The organism is Aliarcobacter vitoriensis (assembly GCF_003316695.1).
GTDB lineage: Bacteria > Campylobacterota > Campylobacteria > Campylobacterales > Arcobacteraceae > Aliarcobacter > Aliarcobacter vitoriensis.
This window is the reverse complement of sequence record NZ_PDKB01000009.1, coordinates 1-17,363: the sequence shown is the minus strand read 5'-3', so window position 1 is coordinate 17,363 and position 17,363 is coordinate 1. Positions and strand designations below refer to the sequence as shown.

Below are 17,363 nucleotides of genomic sequence, written 5' to 3'. Positions count from 1 at the left end.
TTCTCCTTTATAAGTTCTAAACTGCTTTTAAAATATGATCGATCAACTGTGATTTTAATCTATCTTTAGAAAAAGATATTTCAACACCAAGTCCATCAATATCAACTTTAATACCATCATAATCACCTACATTTTGTGATAATGAAAGTTTTACATTAAATTTTTTGCTAAATTGTTCTTCTATTGAAGATATATAATTACTTGGTAATTCTTCATTAGTATATACTATTCCGATATAACTATTATTCATTTTTGCAATTTCAATTTTTAAATCACTTGAAATTAAAGGTAATAATTCTAATCTTCTTTTTTCACCAAGTAGTTTAATAAAATTATTCAAAGAATTATCAGCACCGTTAACTAAAGATATGATTAAACTTATTTTATCATTTTCATTAACTTCTGGCGAAGTGATAATTGATTTGAATTTATCGCTATTAAACGCTGAAGAGATTTCATTTAATTTATCACTAATATCTGTAATAGCTTTAAGGTCTCTTCCTTCTATTAAAGCTTTTACGTATCTTTTTGCTACCAAATCTTTCATTATGCTACCTTTTTAAGAACAATATTTACTAACTCATCTTGAGAAAGTTTAATATTATCTGATTTTAATAACTCATCAAGTATTTCAGCAACAACTTCTTTTTTAGCTTTAGAAATTTCAACTTTTATCATCTCATCTAAATTTTTGTTTAGATTGGCAATATCAGAATCAATAGCTGTTGTAACTTTTTGTTTAATAGAATCTACATCAGCTTTTGCACTTTCAATAATTTCAGTAGCAATTTTTTTTGCATCATCTAATTTTTTTTGAGCTTCAGTAACTCTATCTTTAGAGGCTTTTAAACTCTCCTGAACCTTATCAAGTTCAGCTTGAATTCCCAAAGTTCTATTAGCGAAATATGCTTTAATTTTATCGGCAAGTAAATACCATAAAATTGCAGCAAATATTACGAAGTTAAAGGTTCTTTGAACAATATCTGTTTCAACCTCACCATTACTTGCAAACAATGCAACAGGAACCATAGCCATAGCTAATAGTAATAATACTCTTTTCATTTCATTCTCTCCTAAATTGAACTAAGCTTAGCTTTTAAGCTTTCGTTAAATTGAGGCATTGATGATAATAAAGAGGCTTTAAGTGCACTTGTTTCTTCTTGTAAGCTTTTAGCAAATTCAGCAGATTTTGCTTCTAAATTTAATTTAGCACTTGCAAGTTTAACATCAGCACTATCTTTTGCTTCCTTATAGGCTTGCTCTCTAATAGCAGCAGCTTCTCTTTTAGCTTTGGCAATTAAATCATTTGCTTCAACCAAAAGTCCATCAACATCAGCACTATTTGACTTTGCATCTTCTAAATCTTTTTTTATAGAAGTAGCTCTATCATCCATATGCTTTAATAATGGTTTAAACAAGCAACTGTTTAGTCTAGCAACAACTAAAAGAAAGATGATACCAGAGCTAAGCAATAGTACAGGACTTATGTCTAACATTCATTCCTCCATATTTTTACAGTTTAGTTTAACTAAAACGTATAAATTTTAGCAAAAATATCTATAAAAAAATATTAAAATGAAAAAATAAAATATTTTTTTAATTTTATTGTAGATTAAAGTAACGAGCTAATCTATCTATATCTTCTTGAGAGTTAAATTCAATCTTGATATAATTTTTATCTACTTTAGCTTTTATTTTATCGTTTTTGAGTATATTTGTAAAAGATTTTAATAATTCTGTATTATAAACATTTATTTTAATATCTTTTTTAGGTTTCGGATCATTTTTTTCTTTTAAATCTTTAATTAATTTTTCGGTTTCTCTAACTGATAATTTTTGACCAATAATTGTATCGCAAACTACTTTTTGCTCATCATTACTTAAACCTAACATGATTTTAGCATGACCTGCTGTTAGTTTATCTGTTGCCAAAAATTGCTGTACATAAGAACTTAATTGTAATAATCTTAAAGTATTAGTAATGGAAGTTCTACTTTTAAAAACTTTCTTTGATAATTCTTCATGTGTAATATTATGTTCATTTAAAAGTTGTGCATAGCAAAAAGCTAACTCTATTATATTCAAGTCATCTCTTTGAATATTTTCTATTAAAGCTAATTCTCTTAATTTTAATTCATCTTCATTTACTACAATAGCCTTAATCTCTTCAAGTTGTGCAAGTTTATGAGCTCTTAGTCTTCTTTCACCAGCTATTAAAGTATAACTCCCATCGCCATCTTCAACAACAACCACTGGTTGAAGTAATCCATGCTCTTTTATAGAATCACTTAACTCTTGAAGTTTTTCTTCATCAAATATTTTTCTTGGCTGATGTGGATTTGGTTTTATTAAAGAAACATCTATTTTTATAATTCCTGTATTCAAATTTCCACTTGAATTTCCATAAGCTGTTTCAACTTCACCTAATAATTCACCTAATCCTCGTCCTAGTGCCATATATATTCCTATTTAAAAATTTAACCTATAATTGCTTTTGCTAAGTTAGTATATGCTTTTGTACCAATAGAAGTAGTATCATAAAGCATAATTGGCTTTCCAAAACTTGGACTTTCTGCAAGTTTAATATTTCTTGGAATAACAACATATGAGTCATCATCAATTTTGAAAAGCTTATTTTCAAAATGTTGTGCTAAGTCTGCAAAAACTTGTTTAGATAAGTTATTTTGAGAGCTATACATAGTTGGTAAAAATCCTTTTATTTGTAAACTTTTATTTATTGTTTGTTTTACAAGTTTTATTGTATTTAACAATTGAGCAAGCCCTTCAAGTGCAAAAAACTCACACTGAATTGGTATCAAAACAGAAGTTGAAGCACCCAAAGTGTTAATAGTAATTGGTCCAAGTGCTGGTGGAGAATCTATAATTATATAATCATAATCAGCTTTCACTGTATCAATTTTCCTTTTTAATACAAGTTCTCTCTCTTTTGTATTTTTATAGAACTCTTTTTCTATTCCAACAAGTCCAATATTTGATGGAGCAACTTTTAAATTATCAATTTCAGAGTCTAAAATAATCTCTGATAACTCTTTTGTTCCAAGCATTACATGATAAATATTGTACTCGTAAGTATCTCTATGAAATCCTAATGATGTTGTAGCATTTGCTTGTGGATCTGCATCTATTAATAAAACTTTTTTACCATCAAGTGCTAAAGCTGCACTTAAATTAACGGCTGTTGTAGTTTTACCTACTCCACCTTTTTGATTTGCTATTGAAATAATCTCAGTCATCTTAAACTAAATACCTTTTTATCTTCAATTTGTATAGATCCATCGCTATTTAAAATAGCTTTCTCAAGCGATATCTTTTTATCATCAATAGTTGCTTGAAATTTTTTAGATTTTGTAAATTCTAACTTAAATTGACTAAAAATTTGCTTCCATAAAATTTTTTTATCCAATTTATCAAAATATATTTTTAAAAGTTCATCTATATCAACGTTTATATCTAAACTTCCATAATCACTCGAAACTTCAACTAAATTTAATCCTATTCCACAATATAATAATTCATTTGTAGTTGTAGTAATAGCACCACCAATTTTTCTATCATCAATATAAAAATCATTTGGCCATTTTATATAAACAGTTGAACCAAGATCATTTAAAATAGTTTTTAAAATATATGTAAAATATATAGAAGAACTTTGCAATGGTAAATCATTTGATAAATCTGATTTTTTTATAACAAAAGAAAAAAAAAGATTTCCTTGACTACCAGTCCAAGAATTTCCACGGCTTCCAATTCCATTTGTCTGTATAGTTGTAACTACACACAAAGGATTTTTGTATCCATTTACTTTTATGTACTCTTTAATATAATTTTGTGTTGAATCAACTTCTTTTAATTTGATAATTTCCATTTGAAAATTATATATAATATTATATTAAAACTTGAAATTAATATGAGTTTTGTAAAGAATAAAAATAAAAAAAGCTAAGAAGAAAACTTCTTAGCTTTTAATTATAAATCTGTATTTCTTATAGGAATGGATTTGCGTATAGTGCAATCATAGCGATAACAAGTGCATAAATAACTTGAGCTTCAATCATAGCTAAAGCAATGAACATTGTTGTCATTAATTTTCCACCAAGACCTGGATTTCTAGCTGTTCCAGCAATAGTTGCAGCAGCAGTGTTACCCATACCAATAGCTCCACCAAGAGCAGCTAAACCTAATCCAATACCTGCAGCAACTACAGAGTAAGCTTTTAAAGTCTCATTTGCAACAGCAGCATCAGCAGCAAATGCAAAACCAGCGAATGCTAGCATTAAAAGAACGATTTTTTTCATTCTATTTTCCTTTTATAAAATATTATTTGCAAAGTTAGTTCGGCTTGCGTATCCCTACTTAAAACTTTAGCGGTTGAAATTCTATTTTAAATAAACTAAAAATAAGATAAAATTAACGAAGTTGAAAGTTAAATCAATATTTCATAATCATTTTTTCTTTTTATAATTCAACAATAAAAAGTATATTAATTCAATCAAGAACGGTATTTTAATAATAATTATTAATAAAGCAAAATTAAAGCTTTATTCTGCTTTAATTTTACCTCAATATCTATAAAAAAGGAAATCAAAATGAAAATTGGGAAAAAATTTTTACTGAGTTTATCTGTAACAGCTGCTTTAGCTATAAGCGTAAGTGCAAATTCACAAAAAGACACAACAAAAACTTTTATTTCAGCAAATGCTCCTATCTTAGAAGCTTATGCTAATATAGCACTTGACAATTATAATGATGCTGTAAAAGATGCAAAAGATTTAAAAGTTGCTATTGATAAATTTGTAGCAAACCCTACACAAGAGAATTTTGATAATTCTAAAAAAGCTTGGCTAGAATCAAGAGAATCTTATGGTTCAACTGAAATTTTTAGGCTTTCAAATGGTCCAATTGATGCAGAAGATGGGTGGATTGAGAAAGCTTATGGAGCTTTAGAAGGGCAAATAAATGCTTGGCCACTTGATGAAAATATGATTGATTACACAATTGATGCAGATGGAAAACTAACTTCTGGAAATATAATTGATACTATTGGAAAATTTAATCCTGGAGGAGAAGATTCAACTGAAGTAGATGTAACAAAAATTACAGTGGAAGCTTTAACAGAACTTAACGAAAATGGTGGAGAAGCAAATGTTTCAACTGGATACCATGCTATTGAGTTTTTACTATGGGGGCAAGATCAAGATTATGCAAATTTTATGGAAGATAATATTACAAAAGGTGCTATGGTTGCTGGTCTTAGACCACTTTCTGATTTTACAACTGATAAAAATTCAAAAAGAAGATTAGAATATTTAAGTGTTGTGACAGAAAAATTGGTACAAGATTTAGAAACAGTTAAAAGTGCTTGGGAAAAAGATATTAAAGGTGATTCTGGACTTTACAGAGCAGCACTTTTAGGAAAAATCAAAGGTAAAAACAAAGATAGAAATATTTCTAAAAAAGAAGCTTTACAACAAATCATATCAGGAATGGGTGTATTTATAAAATCTGAATTAGCAAATGAAAGGATTGCTGTTGCAGTTTTAACTCCAAGTGAAGAAGATGAACACTCTTGTTTCTCAGATAACACTCATAGAGATTTAGTAAAAAATTATGAAGGATTCAAAAACATTTTAACTTCTACATATAATGGAAAGAGATATGGTAGTGCTTTACTTGACTCTTTGAACAAAGACGATAAAGATAGAATTTTAAAGCTTATGTCTGATATTGAAGATAAAATTGAAAGTGTTGATAGAATTGCAAAAACTGAAGCACACTTCGATTATCAAATACGTCCAGAACATCCACAATCAAAAGTTTTAGTGAAGCTAAAAAATGAGTTAAGAAAACTTGGAGATGAAATGATATCTGTTGCAAAAGCAAACAATATTAAATTAACTGAAGATGATGTTACAGATCCAGAAGAAACTAAATTATAAAAATAATACTTTGAAAAGAATTATTTTATTAAATAGCCTTGTTGCAATATTTTGCACAGGGCTTTTTGCATTTAACGTTCAAGATAAATATATCTCAAATACAAAAAATAGTAAACTTTTGTTAAAACCTATTAATGATTTAAATGATGAAGAATATGATAAATTTATGCTAGGAAGAAGTTTTTTTACAGTTCCTTGGGTAAAAGCTCCTAGTATCACAACAGCAAGAGATGGTCTAGGACCACTATTTAATGCCAATTCCTGTATAAGTTGTCATCCAAACAATGGAAGAGGATTACTTTTTTCTTCTGAAAATATAGCTTCGAGAGCAATTGTTGCTAGATTATCAATAACATCAGATAATAGCTTGGAGCATAAAGAAGTTTTAAATAAAAAAGGCTATATACCAGAACCTGTTTATGGAAATCAATTAGCAATAAATAGTATATTTGGAGTTGATTTTGAAGGAAAAGTAAACATTGATTTTGAAGAGAAAGAGATACTATTTCCTGATGGTGAAAAACAAATATTACTAAAACCAAAATATAGTTTAAAAGAGTTGAATTATGGAGACTTTCATAAAAATGGAATCGTATCATACAGAATAGCCCAAACTTTGAATGGAATGGGATTAATAGATTTAATTTCAGATGAAGATATTATAGCTAATGAAGATATAGATGACAAAAACGGTGATGGAATCAGTGGAAAAGCAAATTGGGTGTATTCAAATATTACAAAGAAAATAGAATTAGGTAAATATACATGGAAAGCTAGTGTTGCATTTCTAAAAGAACAAGTTGCATTTGCAGCATCAAATGATATTGGTCTAACTACAACTATTTTTCAAGATGAGAATTGTACAAAATTCCAAAAAACATGTAATGAAGCTCCTAAAGCAAAAGATATAGATTTACCAGATAATAGATTGGATGCAATAACATATTATTTAAAAAATATAAAAAGTTATAGTCCAGTAAAAACTAAAGAGTATAAAGATGGTTTTACTTTATTTGAAAGTATTTCATGTTCAAAATGTCATATAAGTAGTTTTAAAACTAATTTAGGATTTGAAATATATCCATTTTCTGATTTTTTACTACATGATATGGGAGAAGAACTATCAGATGGTAGAGTTGAGTTTTTGGCAAATGAAAGAGAATGGAGAACGGCTCCACTTTGGGGTTTAGCTTTACATGAAAAAATAAATAAAGAAAAACCAAGGCTACTTCATGATGGAAGAGCAAGAAGTTTTCAAGAAGCAATTTTATGGCATGGTGGAGAGGCAGAAAATGCAAAAAAAGCATATATGAATCTTCCAAAAGAACAAAGAGAAAAATTAATTAAATTTTTAGAGGAGTTATAATGAAAAAAATATTTTTAATATTTTTAGTTTTAGTTTCATATGTTTTTGCAAGTGAATCAGTTTTTAATAGTGTTATAAAAAATGTATCTATTCCAGATACACAAAAAGCAATAGATGATGCTAAGAAATTACAAAATAAATTTACTGATAGTAACTTTAAAGAGTTTATAAAATCATGGAAAAAAGTAGAAGCTATATATTTAGCAGGAGAAATAGATAGTGATTATTTAGATACCCCAAGATATATTGACGTTTTTAACAATTTAAAAGAAGATTTAAACTCTCAAATGCAAAGGGTAATAGAAAGCAAATCAGATGTTAAGACCGCTTTATTTAAAAATTCATTTAAAACAGTAAATGCTTTAGAGTATGTTTTATACTCTTCACAGAAATTAAATGATAGACAAATAGATATTTCAAAAGAGATTTTAACTTCTATTATTTCAAAACTTGAAGAGATAAAAAAAGTTTATGAAAACTACCTAAATAATAGTGATGGAGAAGAAGATCAAATTGAATACAATGCAAAATTAATAAATACTTTAATTGCTTCGACTTATAGATTAAAAGAGTGGAGAATAGGAAATTCAGGAGGATTTTCAGTAAAATATAAAAATGATCCTAAAAATAATAGAGCAGAATATTTTTTAAGTCAAAGTTCGTTTGATGCAATAGATGCAATACTTGATGCACAAAAAGAGTTAGTTTCCAATCAAAAATATTCAAATTTAGTGAATTTAGCAAAAAATAAAAATGCTTCAACTGAATTAGAACTTGTTTCTTCTAAAATTGATGAAGCAAAAAAAGAGTTAAAAAACTTAAAATCAGATGATTTTTCTAATTCAAAAAAACTTTTTGATTTAGCCTCACAAATTCACGATTTATACTATGTTACAATTATAGAAAAACTAGGTCTTAAACCAAATATTTTAGATGCTGATGGAGATTAAAAATTGGAATATCTTGCATTAGATTTTGTGATAAATCCAAATAAAAGAGTCTTTTGGTTGTATATTGTTAGCTCTATTATTTTAGCAATAGTATATTTTTACTATACAAAAAAAAGTAGTAAACTAATATTATCTTCAAAATTATGGCTACATCCAAGTGCAAGACTTGATTATTACTATTTTATATTAGCAAATATTGTAAATATTTTACTTGTTGTTCCATTAGTATTTAGTGCAAAAAGTGTTGCACTAAGTACTAATAAATTTTTATATCAAAATTTTGGGTATTTTGAAAATGCTATATTCTCATACTCACATATTGTACTTCTATATACAATATCTATTTTTGTTTTCAGTGATTTTACAAGATATTGGTTACATAGATTCTTACATACTATTCCTTTTTTATGGGAATTTCACAAAGTACATCATAGTGCAAGAGTTTTAACTCCAATAACATTTTATAGAGTACATTTTGTTGAAAATTTTTTGTTTGGACTTAGATATTCACTGAGTGTTGGTTTTATAACTGGTATTTTTATCTATTTTTTTGGTGCAAAAATAAATCTTTATATGATTTTTGGTGTAAACATATTTCTATTTATATTTTCAATATTTGGATCAAATTTAAGACATTCTCATGTTCCTTTTGCATATTTCTCTTTTGTGGAAAAATGGTTTTTATCTCCAAAACAACACCAAATTCACCATGACAAAAAACATTTTGATAAAAATTATGGTGGATATATAGCAATTTGGGATAGAATATTTGGTACACTTAAAATTTCAAAAGATGTCAAAGTCTTAAAATTTGGTATAAGGAAAAATCAAATGAGCGAATATTTAACTATAAAAGATTTATATTTCCGACCATTTGTAAATTTAATAAAAAAAGGGAAATTTTATGAAAATATTAAAACTAATTTTACCAATAAGCTTAATATTAACAAATCTTAGTGCTTCTAATTTATCAAAAGATGAATTAGGAAGAGCACTATTCTTTGATACAAATTTATCAAAAAACAGAACACAAAGTTGTGCTACCTGTCATAATCCAGAATATGCTTTTACAGATAACAGAGATAACGGTATTTCAAAAATGGCTTCTTTAGGAGATGATGGGAAATCTTTAGGAGATAGACAAGCACCAACAGCTATGTATGCTAAATTTTCTCCAAAATTTCACTTAAATGAGAAAAAAGGTTTTTATACAGGTGGACAATTTTGGGATGGAAGAGAAACAGACCTAGAAGGACAAGCTGGAGGACCACCTCTAAACCCGATAGAAATGGGAATGTCTAGCAAAAAAGAAGTAGTAGATAGAATCAAAGAAAATAGTTTTTATATTGATACTTTCAAAAATTTATTTGGAAATGAAATTTTCAAAGATAATGATAAAGCTTATGAAGCTATGACAATTGCAATTGCAAGTTATGAAAGAACAGAAGAATTTTCGCCTTTTGATTCAAAATATGATAGATATTTAAAAGGAGAATATGATTTAACTCCACTTGAAGATTTAGGAAAATCTATATTCTTCTCAAATAATAATAACTCTTGTGCAAATTGCCATGTTTTAAAGGGTGAGGATAAAGCAGGTGAAACTTTTACAAACTATGAATATCATAATATTGGAACTCCAATAAATTATGAGTTGAGAGCTAAAAATGGTGTTACTGCAATAGATGATGGACTTTTAGCTCATCCACAAATAGATGATATAAATCAAAAAGGTAAACATAAAACTCCAACATTAAGAAACGTAGCAATAACTGCTCCATATATGCATAACGGTATTTTTAAAGATTTAAAAACTGTTGTTGAGTTCTATGATAAATACAACAATAAAGATAGAACTATAAATAAAGAAACAGGTAAAAATTGGGATGAACCAGAAGTGAAAGATACAATATCTTTAAACGAACTAAAAGCAATAAAACTCACAGATAGAAAAGTTGATGCTTTGGTTGCATTTATGAAACTTCTTACAGATAAAAAATATGAACATCTTTTAGAAGAGAATGAAAAATAAATTTAACTAATTTCAAGCTTTAGCTAAGATTATATTAATTATAATCTTAGCTTTATTAAAAAAAGGCTTAAAGTATGTTAGATCCTGTTTTACCAATAGCAATATTTCTATTAATAGGCTATTTATTCAAAATAATTTTTCAAGACAACTCAAAACAACTTGTAGACTTTATTATATATTTTTCATTACCAGCAATAGTATTTTCAAAAATATACCCGTTAAATATAGATTCTAAAATTATAGCTTTGATTTTTATGTTTATAGGAATTATCTTATTTAACCTTTTACTTTCATATTTAATAGGAAAACTTTTAAGATTAAATAGAATACATCTTGCTACTTTTATGATTATGGCAACATTTGGGAATACTTCATTTATTGGTTTATCATATATTGATGCTTTTTATGGGCAAGATTTCATAATATATGGATTAATTTATGATATTTTTGGTTCATTTTTATTATTAGTATCTGTCGGTGTATTTATAATTACTTGGGGAAGTGGAAGAAGAAACTCTGTTATAGATATATCAAAATCAATATTTTTATTTCCACCAATGATAATGTTTTTTTTAACAATATTTTCAAAAAATTTTGAAGTTCCAAAATTTTTAATATATACAGCAGAAAATTTAGGTTCAACGTTAGTTCCTATTGCTATGATTGCTATTGGAATGAAATTAGAATTAAAATATATATTTTCAAAATTTCATATTGTGACAACAGCTGTTATTTTAAAAATGGTACTTGTACCTATCATAGTACTTTTTACTTTTAAATATTTTTATGGAGTTGATGATACTTGGGTAAAAGTTACAATAATAGAAGTTGCCATGCCACCTATGACAATGGCTGCTGTTTTAGCTATAAAAGGCGGGTTAGATGAAAAAATTGCTATTAATTCTTTAGTATTAGGAGTAATTGTAAGCTTATTTACAATTACATTATTTGTCCAATATTTAGCGTAAAATTTACGCTAAAATATCTCCAATCTCAAGTCTTTGTCCTCTTACAAAATCAGCTGAACATATAGCTTTTTTTGATGGAGCTTGTAAAGTTTTTATTTTTAAACTACCATTTATACAAGCTATAACAATAAAGTCTTTTGAAATTTCTAAAATTTTTCCTGATTGATTTTGTGAATTTTCTTCAATAAGTTCAATATCTTTTAATTTTAATTCAGATTCTAAAAAAATACCAGGCCAAAAAGAATAAGCTTTATATTTAAAAAATAGTTTTTTTGCATCGCTAAAATCAACTAAGCCATCATCTTTTTTGATTTTTCTACAAAAACTCACTTCACTTTCATTTTGTTTTATTGGTTTAATCTTTTCAAAATTATCTAAAGTTGTAATTGTAAGTTTTGCTGCTATTAAAGATAATTTATCAAAAGCTTCAGTTACTTCCATAGTAGGAGTAATTTTTAGATATTGTAAAGCTAAGATATCTCCACTATCAAGTCCCTCTTCCATAAGCATAGAGGTAACACCTGTAAAATAATCATCATTTAAAAGTGATTCTTGAATAGGACTTGCACCTCTATATTTTGGTAAAAGTGAAGCATGTAAATTTATACAAGGAGCTAAATTTAAAATCTCTTTAGGTAATATTTGACCATATGCAGCAACTACTATAAAATCAGGATTTAACTCCTTTATAGCAATATAAGCTGCAAGATTATCTTTTAATTTATTTGGTTGAAAAATAGGAATATTTATACTATTTTCAATACAAAATTGTTTTATATGTGGTGGTGTTAAGAGTTGTTTTCTACCTACTGGTTTATCAGGTTGAGTGAAAAGTCCTACAACTTCATAAGAACTATCTAAAAGTTCTTTCAAAATTGTCGTTGCGTATTCTGGCGTTCCCATAAATAAAATCTTTTTCACTGAAAATCCTTAATTTTTGTTTTTAAAAATTGTTCCACTTTTATGATTTCCATCAACTAAAAAATCATAAGCATTTGTCAAATCAAAACCACTAGTTAAATACATAGGAATATTTTTTTGCATTAAAAAATCAGCAGCTTTTAGTTTCGTAACAATCCCACCTGTTGCAAATTTTGAGTTTGCACTAGGAGTTTTTTCTAATTCAGCTATAGAAATTTCAGTAACCACTTTTTGAAGTTTTGCATCACTAAATTCTCTTGGATTTTTATCATAATATCCATCAATATCTGTTAAAATAGCTAACATATCAGCTTTAAAATAATATGCTACATAAGCAGCCATTTGGTCATTATCCCCTATTAAAATTTCTGGAGATAAAATATCATTTTCATTTACTATTGGTAAAATATCATTCTCTAAAAGTGTACTTGCAACTATTTTTAAATTTTTTGAACTTTTTCTTGAATCAAAATCATTTGCAACAAAAAGCATTTGAGCAATTGTAATATCATATTCTTCAAACATTTCTTGGTAAGTTTTCATCAACTTTGGTTGCCCAATAGATGCCAGTACTTGCTTATTCAAAATAGTTTTTTCTAATTTTAAAGAAGTATATCCAGCGCCAACAGCCCCAGAAGAAACCAAAATAACTTCTAATTTTTTTTCGTTTTTAAGCTTTGCTATTAACTTTACAAGATTTTTCATTCTATCATAAGCTAGTTCACCATCTTGAGTTAAAACAGCAGTCCCAACTTTAATAACTAATCTCTTCATTTCTATTTTCCTAGCATACCATAAAGTGCATATTTAAGTGAGCTTATATTTGTTTTGTTTAATGATGAAATTGGTAATACAAAATATGGTTTACTATCATCAAATTTTGAATAAACTAAATCTTGTACAAAATATGGTAGATTATCATCAAATTTAAACTCATTTTTATCAGATTTTTCTAAATTTATAGCTTTCATAAAATCTTCAACATCTTTAGCTAAATCTTCACCATAGTACCCATCAATTTTACTTAAAACAATTGCAAAATTTCTTTTTGATAACTCATCAGAAAATTTCACAAGCTCTTCTTTTAAAACATTATATTGATCAATCATTGTTCTATAATTTGCAACATCAATTACAAAAAGTAAAGTTTTTGTTCTTTCTATATGTCTTAAAAATTCTAATCCAAGTCCTTTACCATCACTAGCACCATCAATAATTCCAGGAATATCTGCCATAACAAAAGAATTATAATCACCAACACTTACAACTCCTAATTTTGGAGTAAGTGTTGTAAATTCATAGTTTGCTATTTCAGGAGTTGCATTTGATGTTACTGATATTAAAGTAGATTTTCCAACATTAGGATAACCAACAAGCCCAACATCAGCAATAAGCTTTAGCTCTAACCTAATATTTTTTGTAATTCCTGGAAGTCCTGGTTGAAAATATGTTGGTCGTTGATTTCTTGAGTTTTTAAAGTGTACATTTCCAAGCCCACCTTTTCCACCTTCTAAGAATAAAATCTTTTCTCCATTCTCAAGTAAATCAAATAATACCTCATCTGTATCATCATCAATTACCTGTGTTCCTGGAGGTACTATCAAAACTAAAGGTTCTCCAGATTTTCCAGTTTTTTGTCTACCAAGTCCTGGTTTCCCTTTATCAGATTTAAATACTCTTCTTCCTTTATAGAAAGATAGAGTATCTGTATTGTTATCTACCAAAAAGTAAACATCTCCACCTTTTCCACCATCTCCACCATCTGGTCCACCTTGGACAATAAATTTTTCTCTTCTAAAAGATGCACATCCTTGCCCACCTTTTCCAGAACTTACACTAAATTTTGCACTATCTATAAACATACATTTTCCTAAATAAATATTAAAAAACTAAAATATTTTAACTTTTCAATAGTTATTATATTTTACAAATAAAAAAAGGGTGATGCAAAAAGCATACACCCTTTAATAAACAGATTAAATTTCAGAATTACGAAGCAGCGTAAACTGAAACTTTTTTTCTATTTTTATCTTTAATTTCAAATTTAACTACACCATCAATTAAAGAGTATATTGTATGATCTTTTCCCATACCAACATTGCTACCTAAGTGAACTCTTGTTCCTCTTTGTCTAATGATGATATTTCCAGCTTTTACAACTTCACCACCAAATTTTTTAACACCAAGTCTTCTTCCAGCTGAATCTCTATTATTCTGAGTACTTCCCTGACCTTTTTTGTGAGCCATTTTGTTTCTCCTTAATCTATTTTAGCTTACGCAGCTATTTTTGTAATTCTAATTTTTGTGAAGCTTTTTCTAAAACCTCTTTTTAATTTAGAATCTTTTCTTCTTCTTTTTTTGTAAATTACAACTTTTTTAGCTCTATTTACACCTGTTCCATCTAAAACTACAACTGCTTCTACTTTTGCTTTTGCAACTGCATCACCAGTTTTTAATTCACCATTATTTACAGCGATTACATCAGTGATTTCTAACGTTTCTTGTGCAGCTTTACCAGTATAATCAATATCTAAGATATCACCTTCTGATACTTTATACTGTTTTCCACCACATTTGATAATTGCGTACATCTTTTCTTCCTCTAATTTATTCTATAAGCACAAAGTTGGGATAATTTTCATACTATTTGCTATTTTTCGAACGGGAATAATATCTAAGATTTTATTAAACTTTCTTTAAAATGGTATAAGAGTTCTATAGATATATAAAAATTAAATAAACAAAATGTCAGTAGTTCCCTTTTTGAAATTGTGAATATTACAAGAGAAGTAAATATCAGTAAGAAATTTGAGCTTATATAAATAAATATTTATATTTTGTAAGATTTTATTTATACCCTTAAGTATGAGTTCCAAAGTACAAAAGGAAAGTATATTTTTTGTATCGAAATTTTAATCAAAAACTAAATAAAAATACTTTGAAACCCATGCTTAAAAGCACAAAGAGAGTAAAAAACTCTCTTTATTTTTAAATATTCTTAAAACTCCATTTTCATAGAGAATGCAATACTTCTTGGATCTCCAAGCATAGTTCCCTCTGCCCAATAAGCTTCATCAGTTAAATTTTGTATATTTAGGTTAAAAGTTGTTGGATATTGTCCAAATTTTGTTTTATATCTTAAACCTGCATCATAAAGTGTATATGATGGCATAATAGCTGTATTTGCACTATCATAATATCTCTTTCCAGTATAGTAAGCTCCGCCACTTATTGCTAAACCATCTATATATGGTATTTGATACTCTGCAAATATTTTTGCCATTTTTGTAGCAACTTCTGTTGGTTTTTTACCTTCAATAGTTTTATTACTATGTTTTTCTACACTTAGATCCATTAAAGTTCCACCAGCAATAAGTGTCAGATTATCAGTTACTTTTCCAGTGATTCCAAGCTCAAAACCTTGATGAATAGCTTCTCCATCTTGAGTTAAAGTTCGTTTTGGTGTTGTATTATCTTCATAACTATTTACTTTTTCTATCCTAAAAAGTGAAGCTGTAAGTAAAGCTTTATCATCTAATATACTATATTTTGCTCCAACTTCATACTGTTTACTTTTATATGGATCTAAAATATCTCCTTCATTTTGATACCAACTTCCAACAATCTCTCCAGCTTCCAAGCTTTCTATATATGTTATATAAGTTGTTAAATTTTCAAATGGTTTATAAATAAGTGATAAAGTAGGAGTTAATACAGACTCATCATATTTTGTATTTGCAGTATAGCTTTTATTTATAGCTGTTGCATAGTTTACTCCTACTAATGAACTCCATTGCTCATTGAAAACTATATCATCACCGATTAAAATATTCTTATATTGTTCTTTTGAAAACGGTTTAAGTGGTTGTGTTCCAACAGTTGGATTAGTCCAAAGGGAATCATCAGGTTCTGATAAATTTTTGAAGTCATTTAGACTCATATTATTACTCGGTATATAATCAGCCCAAGCATCAGATGGTCTAGAATTTTTACTTGAACTTAAAGAGTATCCAGTTGTTAATGTATGGCTAATACTTCCAGTATCAAAACTAGCATCTAAGTAAATATTTGCACCATAATTTTTTGTTTCGTACCAAGATTGTTTAGAAAAAAAAGTTCGAGGATTAGATATAACAATATTATTTTGATATGTAACTAATGCCCAATCTTGTCTAGCTTCCATCTTTTCATAAAATAGATTTGTTCTTAAAGTAAAAATATCATTGATATTCCAATTTATATTATTTTCAATTTTATTTGATTTTGTTTCTCCATCTATCCAATCTGGGCTATATTTTTTATTATTTTTAATACTTTTTCTATCTGAACTAGAATCAACATAAAATCCAGTACCTTTAGTAAATACATCTCTATACGCATATTTTAAATCAGTATAGAAATTATCTGTTGGTTTCCAATCAAATACTAAACTTATAGCTTTTTGCTCTTTTTCAGAAGTATCAGGTAACTCTCCATTTTGATATAAAGCATTTATTCTATATCCAAAAGTATTATCTTCATCAAATTGTCCACCTAAATCTATAGTTCCATAGTATGATTTATTACCATAAGTACCTATTGAGATATTTTTTAAGTCTTCTGTTGTTGATTTTTTAGTTATATAATTAACTGCTCCGCCAACTCTTCCACCACCATATAAAAACCCAGTTGCCCCACTAATGATTTCAACTCTTTCTATATCTTGCATCATAATACTACTAGCATGATTACTTGAATATGGAATACCATTTACAATAGGTGTCTTAACTTTAAAACCACGCATAGTAGCCCATTCATTATCTCCCCAACCAACAAGTGAATTTTTTGTTTCTTGCGTAGTAGGATTCATCTTAAAAATCTGATTCATATCTTTAGCTTGAACATTTTCAATTAAGTCTTTTGAGATTATACTCATTGAGTATGGAGTGTCTTGTAGTTTTCTTTCATTCCAAATACCAATTGCTGATGTTTCTTCTACAAGGTATCCTGATTCAGCACTTCCATTTTTATAATTAGAACTAGAGACAGAAATTTCATCTAAAACAGTAGTATTACCAAAGTTTTGATATTTTGGTTTTTCTATTATATATATTACACCATCTTCTTGAATAGCTTTTAATTCATTTGGATTTAGTACACTATTTAAACTATCTAATACCGTACCCCCCC

The 17,363-nt window shown here is 27.6% G+C and carries 19 protein-coding genes; 6 read left to right on the top strand and 13 right to left on the bottom strand.

The annotated features are described in order from the left end of the window. Positions 1 to 16: 16 nt before the first annotated feature. The 7 genes from CRU91_RS06240 to CRU91_RS06210 all read right to left on the bottom strand — a co-directional run bounded on the left by CRU91_RS06240 (position 17) and on the right by CRU91_RS06210 (position 4,316). Positions 17 to 547, bottom strand: coding sequence for a F0F1 ATP synthase subunit delta (locus CRU91_RS06240; protein WP_113894363.1), 531 nt, complete (start codon positions 545 to 547; stop codon positions 17 to 19). Continuing rightward, the gene (locus tag CRU91_RS06235; protein WP_113894362.1) at positions 547 to 1,062 is read right to left on the bottom strand and encodes a F0F1 ATP synthase subunit B; all 516 of its coding nucleotides are present in this window, start codon (positions 1,060 to 1,062) and stop codon (positions 547 to 549) included. The genes CRU91_RS06240 and CRU91_RS06235 overlap by 1 nt, the downstream gene beginning before the upstream one ends. Before the next feature lie 11 nt (positions 1,063 to 1,073). Next, entirely contained in the window at positions 1,074 to 1,496 is a 423-nt protein-coding gene (locus tag CRU91_RS06230; protein WP_113894361.1) for a F0F1 ATP synthase subunit B family protein, read from the bottom strand. A 106-nt stretch (positions 1,497 to 1,602) separates the two neighbouring features. Further along, positions 1,603 to 2,457, bottom strand: coding sequence for a ParB/RepB/Spo0J family partition protein (locus CRU91_RS06225; RefSeq protein ID WP_113894360.1), 855 nt, complete (start codon positions 2,455 to 2,457; stop codon positions 1,603 to 1,605). Between the two features lie 20 nt (positions 2,458 to 2,477). Further along, positions 2,478 to 3,254: a ParA family protein gene (locus CRU91_RS06220; RefSeq protein ID WP_113894359.1), complete on the bottom strand. Its 777-nt coding sequence runs from the start codon at positions 3,252 to 3,254 to the stop codon at positions 2,478 to 2,480. Then, the gene (locus tag CRU91_RS06215) at positions 3,251 to 3,886 is read right to left on the bottom strand and encodes a biotin--[acetyl-CoA-carboxylase] ligase (protein ID WP_113894358.1); all 636 of its coding nucleotides are present in this window, start codon (positions 3,884 to 3,886) and stop codon (positions 3,251 to 3,253) included. The genes CRU91_RS06220 and CRU91_RS06215 overlap by 4 nt, the downstream gene beginning before the upstream one ends. 118 nt (positions 3,887 to 4,004) lie before the next feature. Further along, on the bottom strand, positions 4,005 to 4,316 hold the full coding sequence (locus tag CRU91_RS06210; protein WP_113894357.1) for a F0F1 ATP synthase subunit C: 312 nt from the start codon (positions 4,314 to 4,316) through the stop codon (positions 4,005 to 4,007). 291 nt (positions 4,317 to 4,607) lie between these two features. On the opposite strand from CRU91_RS06210, the gene CRU91_RS06205 reads away from it, so the two are divergent. The 6 genes from CRU91_RS06205 to CRU91_RS06180 all read left to right on the top strand — a co-directional run bounded on the left by CRU91_RS06205 (position 4,608) and on the right by CRU91_RS06180 (position 11,273). Further along, positions 4,608 to 5,957 carry an imelysin family protein gene (locus tag CRU91_RS06205; RefSeq protein WP_113894356.1) on the top strand — a complete coding sequence of 450 codons (1,350 nt, stop codon included), beginning with the start codon at positions 4,608 to 4,610 and terminating at the stop codon, positions 5,955 to 5,957. A gap of 10 nt (positions 5,958 to 5,967) precedes the next feature. Beyond that, entirely contained in the window at positions 5,968 to 7,323 is a 1,356-nt protein-coding gene (locus tag CRU91_RS06200; protein WP_235826964.1) for a di-heme oxidoreductase family protein, read from the top strand. Further along, positions 7,323 to 8,273: an imelysin family protein gene (locus tag CRU91_RS06195; RefSeq protein ID WP_113894354.1), complete on the top strand. Its 951-nt coding sequence runs from the start codon at positions 7,323 to 7,325 to the stop codon at positions 8,271 to 8,273. The genes CRU91_RS06200 and CRU91_RS06195 overlap by 1 nt, the downstream gene beginning before the upstream one ends. Positions 8,274 to 8,276: 3 nt before the next feature. Next, a complete protein-coding gene (locus tag CRU91_RS06190; RefSeq protein WP_113894353.1) occupies positions 8,277 to 9,230 on the top strand; it encodes a sterol desaturase family protein in 954 nt (317 codons plus the stop codon). Beyond that, the gene (locus CRU91_RS06185) at positions 9,178 to 10,305 is read left to right on the top strand and encodes a cytochrome-c peroxidase (protein ID WP_113894352.1); all 1,128 of its coding nucleotides are present in this window, start codon (positions 9,178 to 9,180) and stop codon (positions 10,303 to 10,305) included. The genes CRU91_RS06190 and CRU91_RS06185 overlap by 53 nt, the downstream gene beginning before the upstream one ends. Before the next feature lie 74 nt (positions 10,306 to 10,379). Then, positions 10,380 to 11,273 carry an AEC family transporter gene (locus CRU91_RS06180; protein ID WP_113894351.1) on the top strand — a complete coding sequence of 298 codons (894 nt, stop codon included), beginning with the start codon at positions 10,380 to 10,382 and terminating at the stop codon, positions 11,271 to 11,273. Between the two features lie 3 nt (positions 11,274 to 11,276). Here CRU91_RS06180 and fmt read toward each other — a convergent pair whose 3' ends face one another. The 6 genes from fmt to CRU91_RS06150 form a co-directional block, all read right to left on the bottom strand. Further along, positions 11,277 to 12,194, bottom strand: a complete 918-nt coding sequence (gene fmt / locus CRU91_RS06175) for a methionyl-tRNA formyltransferase (protein WP_222718411.1) — start codon at positions 12,192 to 12,194, stop codon at positions 11,277 to 11,279. A gap of 9 nt (positions 12,195 to 12,203) precedes the next feature. Further along, positions 12,204 to 12,968, bottom strand: a complete 765-nt coding sequence (gene proB / locus CRU91_RS06170; protein ID WP_113894350.1) for a glutamate 5-kinase — start codon at positions 12,966 to 12,968, stop codon at positions 12,204 to 12,206. Between the two features lie 2 nt (positions 12,969 to 12,970). Next, positions 12,971 to 14,056: a GTPase ObgE gene (gene obgE, locus CRU91_RS06165; protein WP_113894349.1), complete on the bottom strand. Its 1,086-nt coding sequence runs from the start codon at positions 14,054 to 14,056 to the stop codon at positions 12,971 to 12,973. 127 nt (positions 14,057 to 14,183) lie between these two features. Continuing rightward, positions 14,184 to 14,441, bottom strand: coding sequence for a 50S ribosomal protein L27 (rpmA, locus tag CRU91_RS06160; RefSeq protein WP_026804783.1), 258 nt, complete (start codon positions 14,439 to 14,441; stop codon positions 14,184 to 14,186). 26 nt (positions 14,442 to 14,467) lie between these two features. Then, positions 14,468 to 14,785 (bottom strand): 50S ribosomal protein L21, encoded by a 318-nt coding sequence (rplU, locus tag CRU91_RS06155; RefSeq protein WP_026804784.1) that lies wholly within the window; start codon positions 14,783 to 14,785, stop codon positions 14,468 to 14,470. A gap of 407 nt (positions 14,786 to 15,192) precedes the next feature. Beyond that, on the bottom strand, positions 15,193 to 17,363 hold a 2,171-nt coding region (locus CRU91_RS06150; protein ID WP_113894348.1), incomplete at its 5' end, for a TonB-dependent siderophore receptor.

Excerpts from the sequence above, each read along its gene's own strand:
- CRU91_RS06240 (WP_113894363.1), bottom strand. The coding sequence starts at position 547 with ATGAAAGATTTGGTAGCAAAAAGATACGTAAAAGCTTTAATAGAAGGA.
- CRU91_RS06235 (WP_113894362.1), bottom strand. The coding sequence starts at position 1,062 with ATGAAAAGAGTATTATTACTATTAGCTATGGCTATGGTTCCTGTTGCA.
- CRU91_RS06230 (WP_113894361.1), bottom strand. The coding sequence starts at position 1,496 with ATGTTAGACATAAGTCCTGTACTATTGCTTAGCTCTGGTATCATCTTT.
- CRU91_RS06225 (WP_113894360.1), bottom strand. The coding sequence starts at position 2,457 with ATGGCACTAGGACGAGGATTAGGTGAATTATTAGGTGAAGTTGAAACA.
- CRU91_RS06220 (WP_113894359.1), bottom strand. The coding sequence starts at position 3,254 with ATGACTGAGATTATTTCAATAGCAAATCAAAAAGGTGGAGTAGGTAAA.
- CRU91_RS06215 (WP_113894358.1), bottom strand. The coding sequence starts at position 3,886 with ATGGAAATTATCAAATTAAAAGAAGTTGATTCAACACAAAATTATATT.
- CRU91_RS06210 (WP_113894357.1), bottom strand. The coding sequence starts at position 4,316 with ATGAAAAAAATCGTTCTTTTAATGCTAGCATTCGCTGGTTTTGCATTT.
- CRU91_RS06205 (WP_113894356.1), top strand. The coding sequence starts at position 4,608 with ATGAAAATTGGGAAAAAATTTTTACTGAGTTTATCTGTAACAGCTGCT.
- CRU91_RS06195 (WP_113894354.1), top strand. The coding sequence starts at position 7,323 with ATGAAAAAAATATTTTTAATATTTTTAGTTTTAGTTTCATATGTTTTT.
- CRU91_RS06185 (WP_113894352.1), top strand. The coding sequence starts at position 9,178 with ATGAAAATATTAAAACTAATTTTACCAATAAGCTTAATATTAACAAAT.
- CRU91_RS06180 (WP_113894351.1), top strand. The coding sequence starts at position 10,380 with ATGTTAGATCCTGTTTTACCAATAGCAATATTTCTATTAATAGGCTAT.
- proB (WP_113894350.1), bottom strand. The coding sequence starts at position 12,968 with ATGAAGAGATTAGTTATTAAAGTTGGGACTGCTGTTTTAACTCAAGAT.
- obgE (WP_113894349.1), bottom strand. The coding sequence starts at position 14,056 with ATGTTTATAGATAGTGCAAAATTTAGTGTAAGTTCTGGAAAAGGTGGG.
- rpmA (WP_026804783.1), bottom strand. The coding sequence starts at position 14,441 with ATGGCTCACAAAAAAGGTCAGGGAAGTACTCAGAATAATAGAGATTCA.
- rplU (WP_026804784.1), bottom strand. The coding sequence starts at position 14,785 with ATGTACGCAATTATCAAATGTGGTGGAAAACAGTATAAAGTATCAGAA.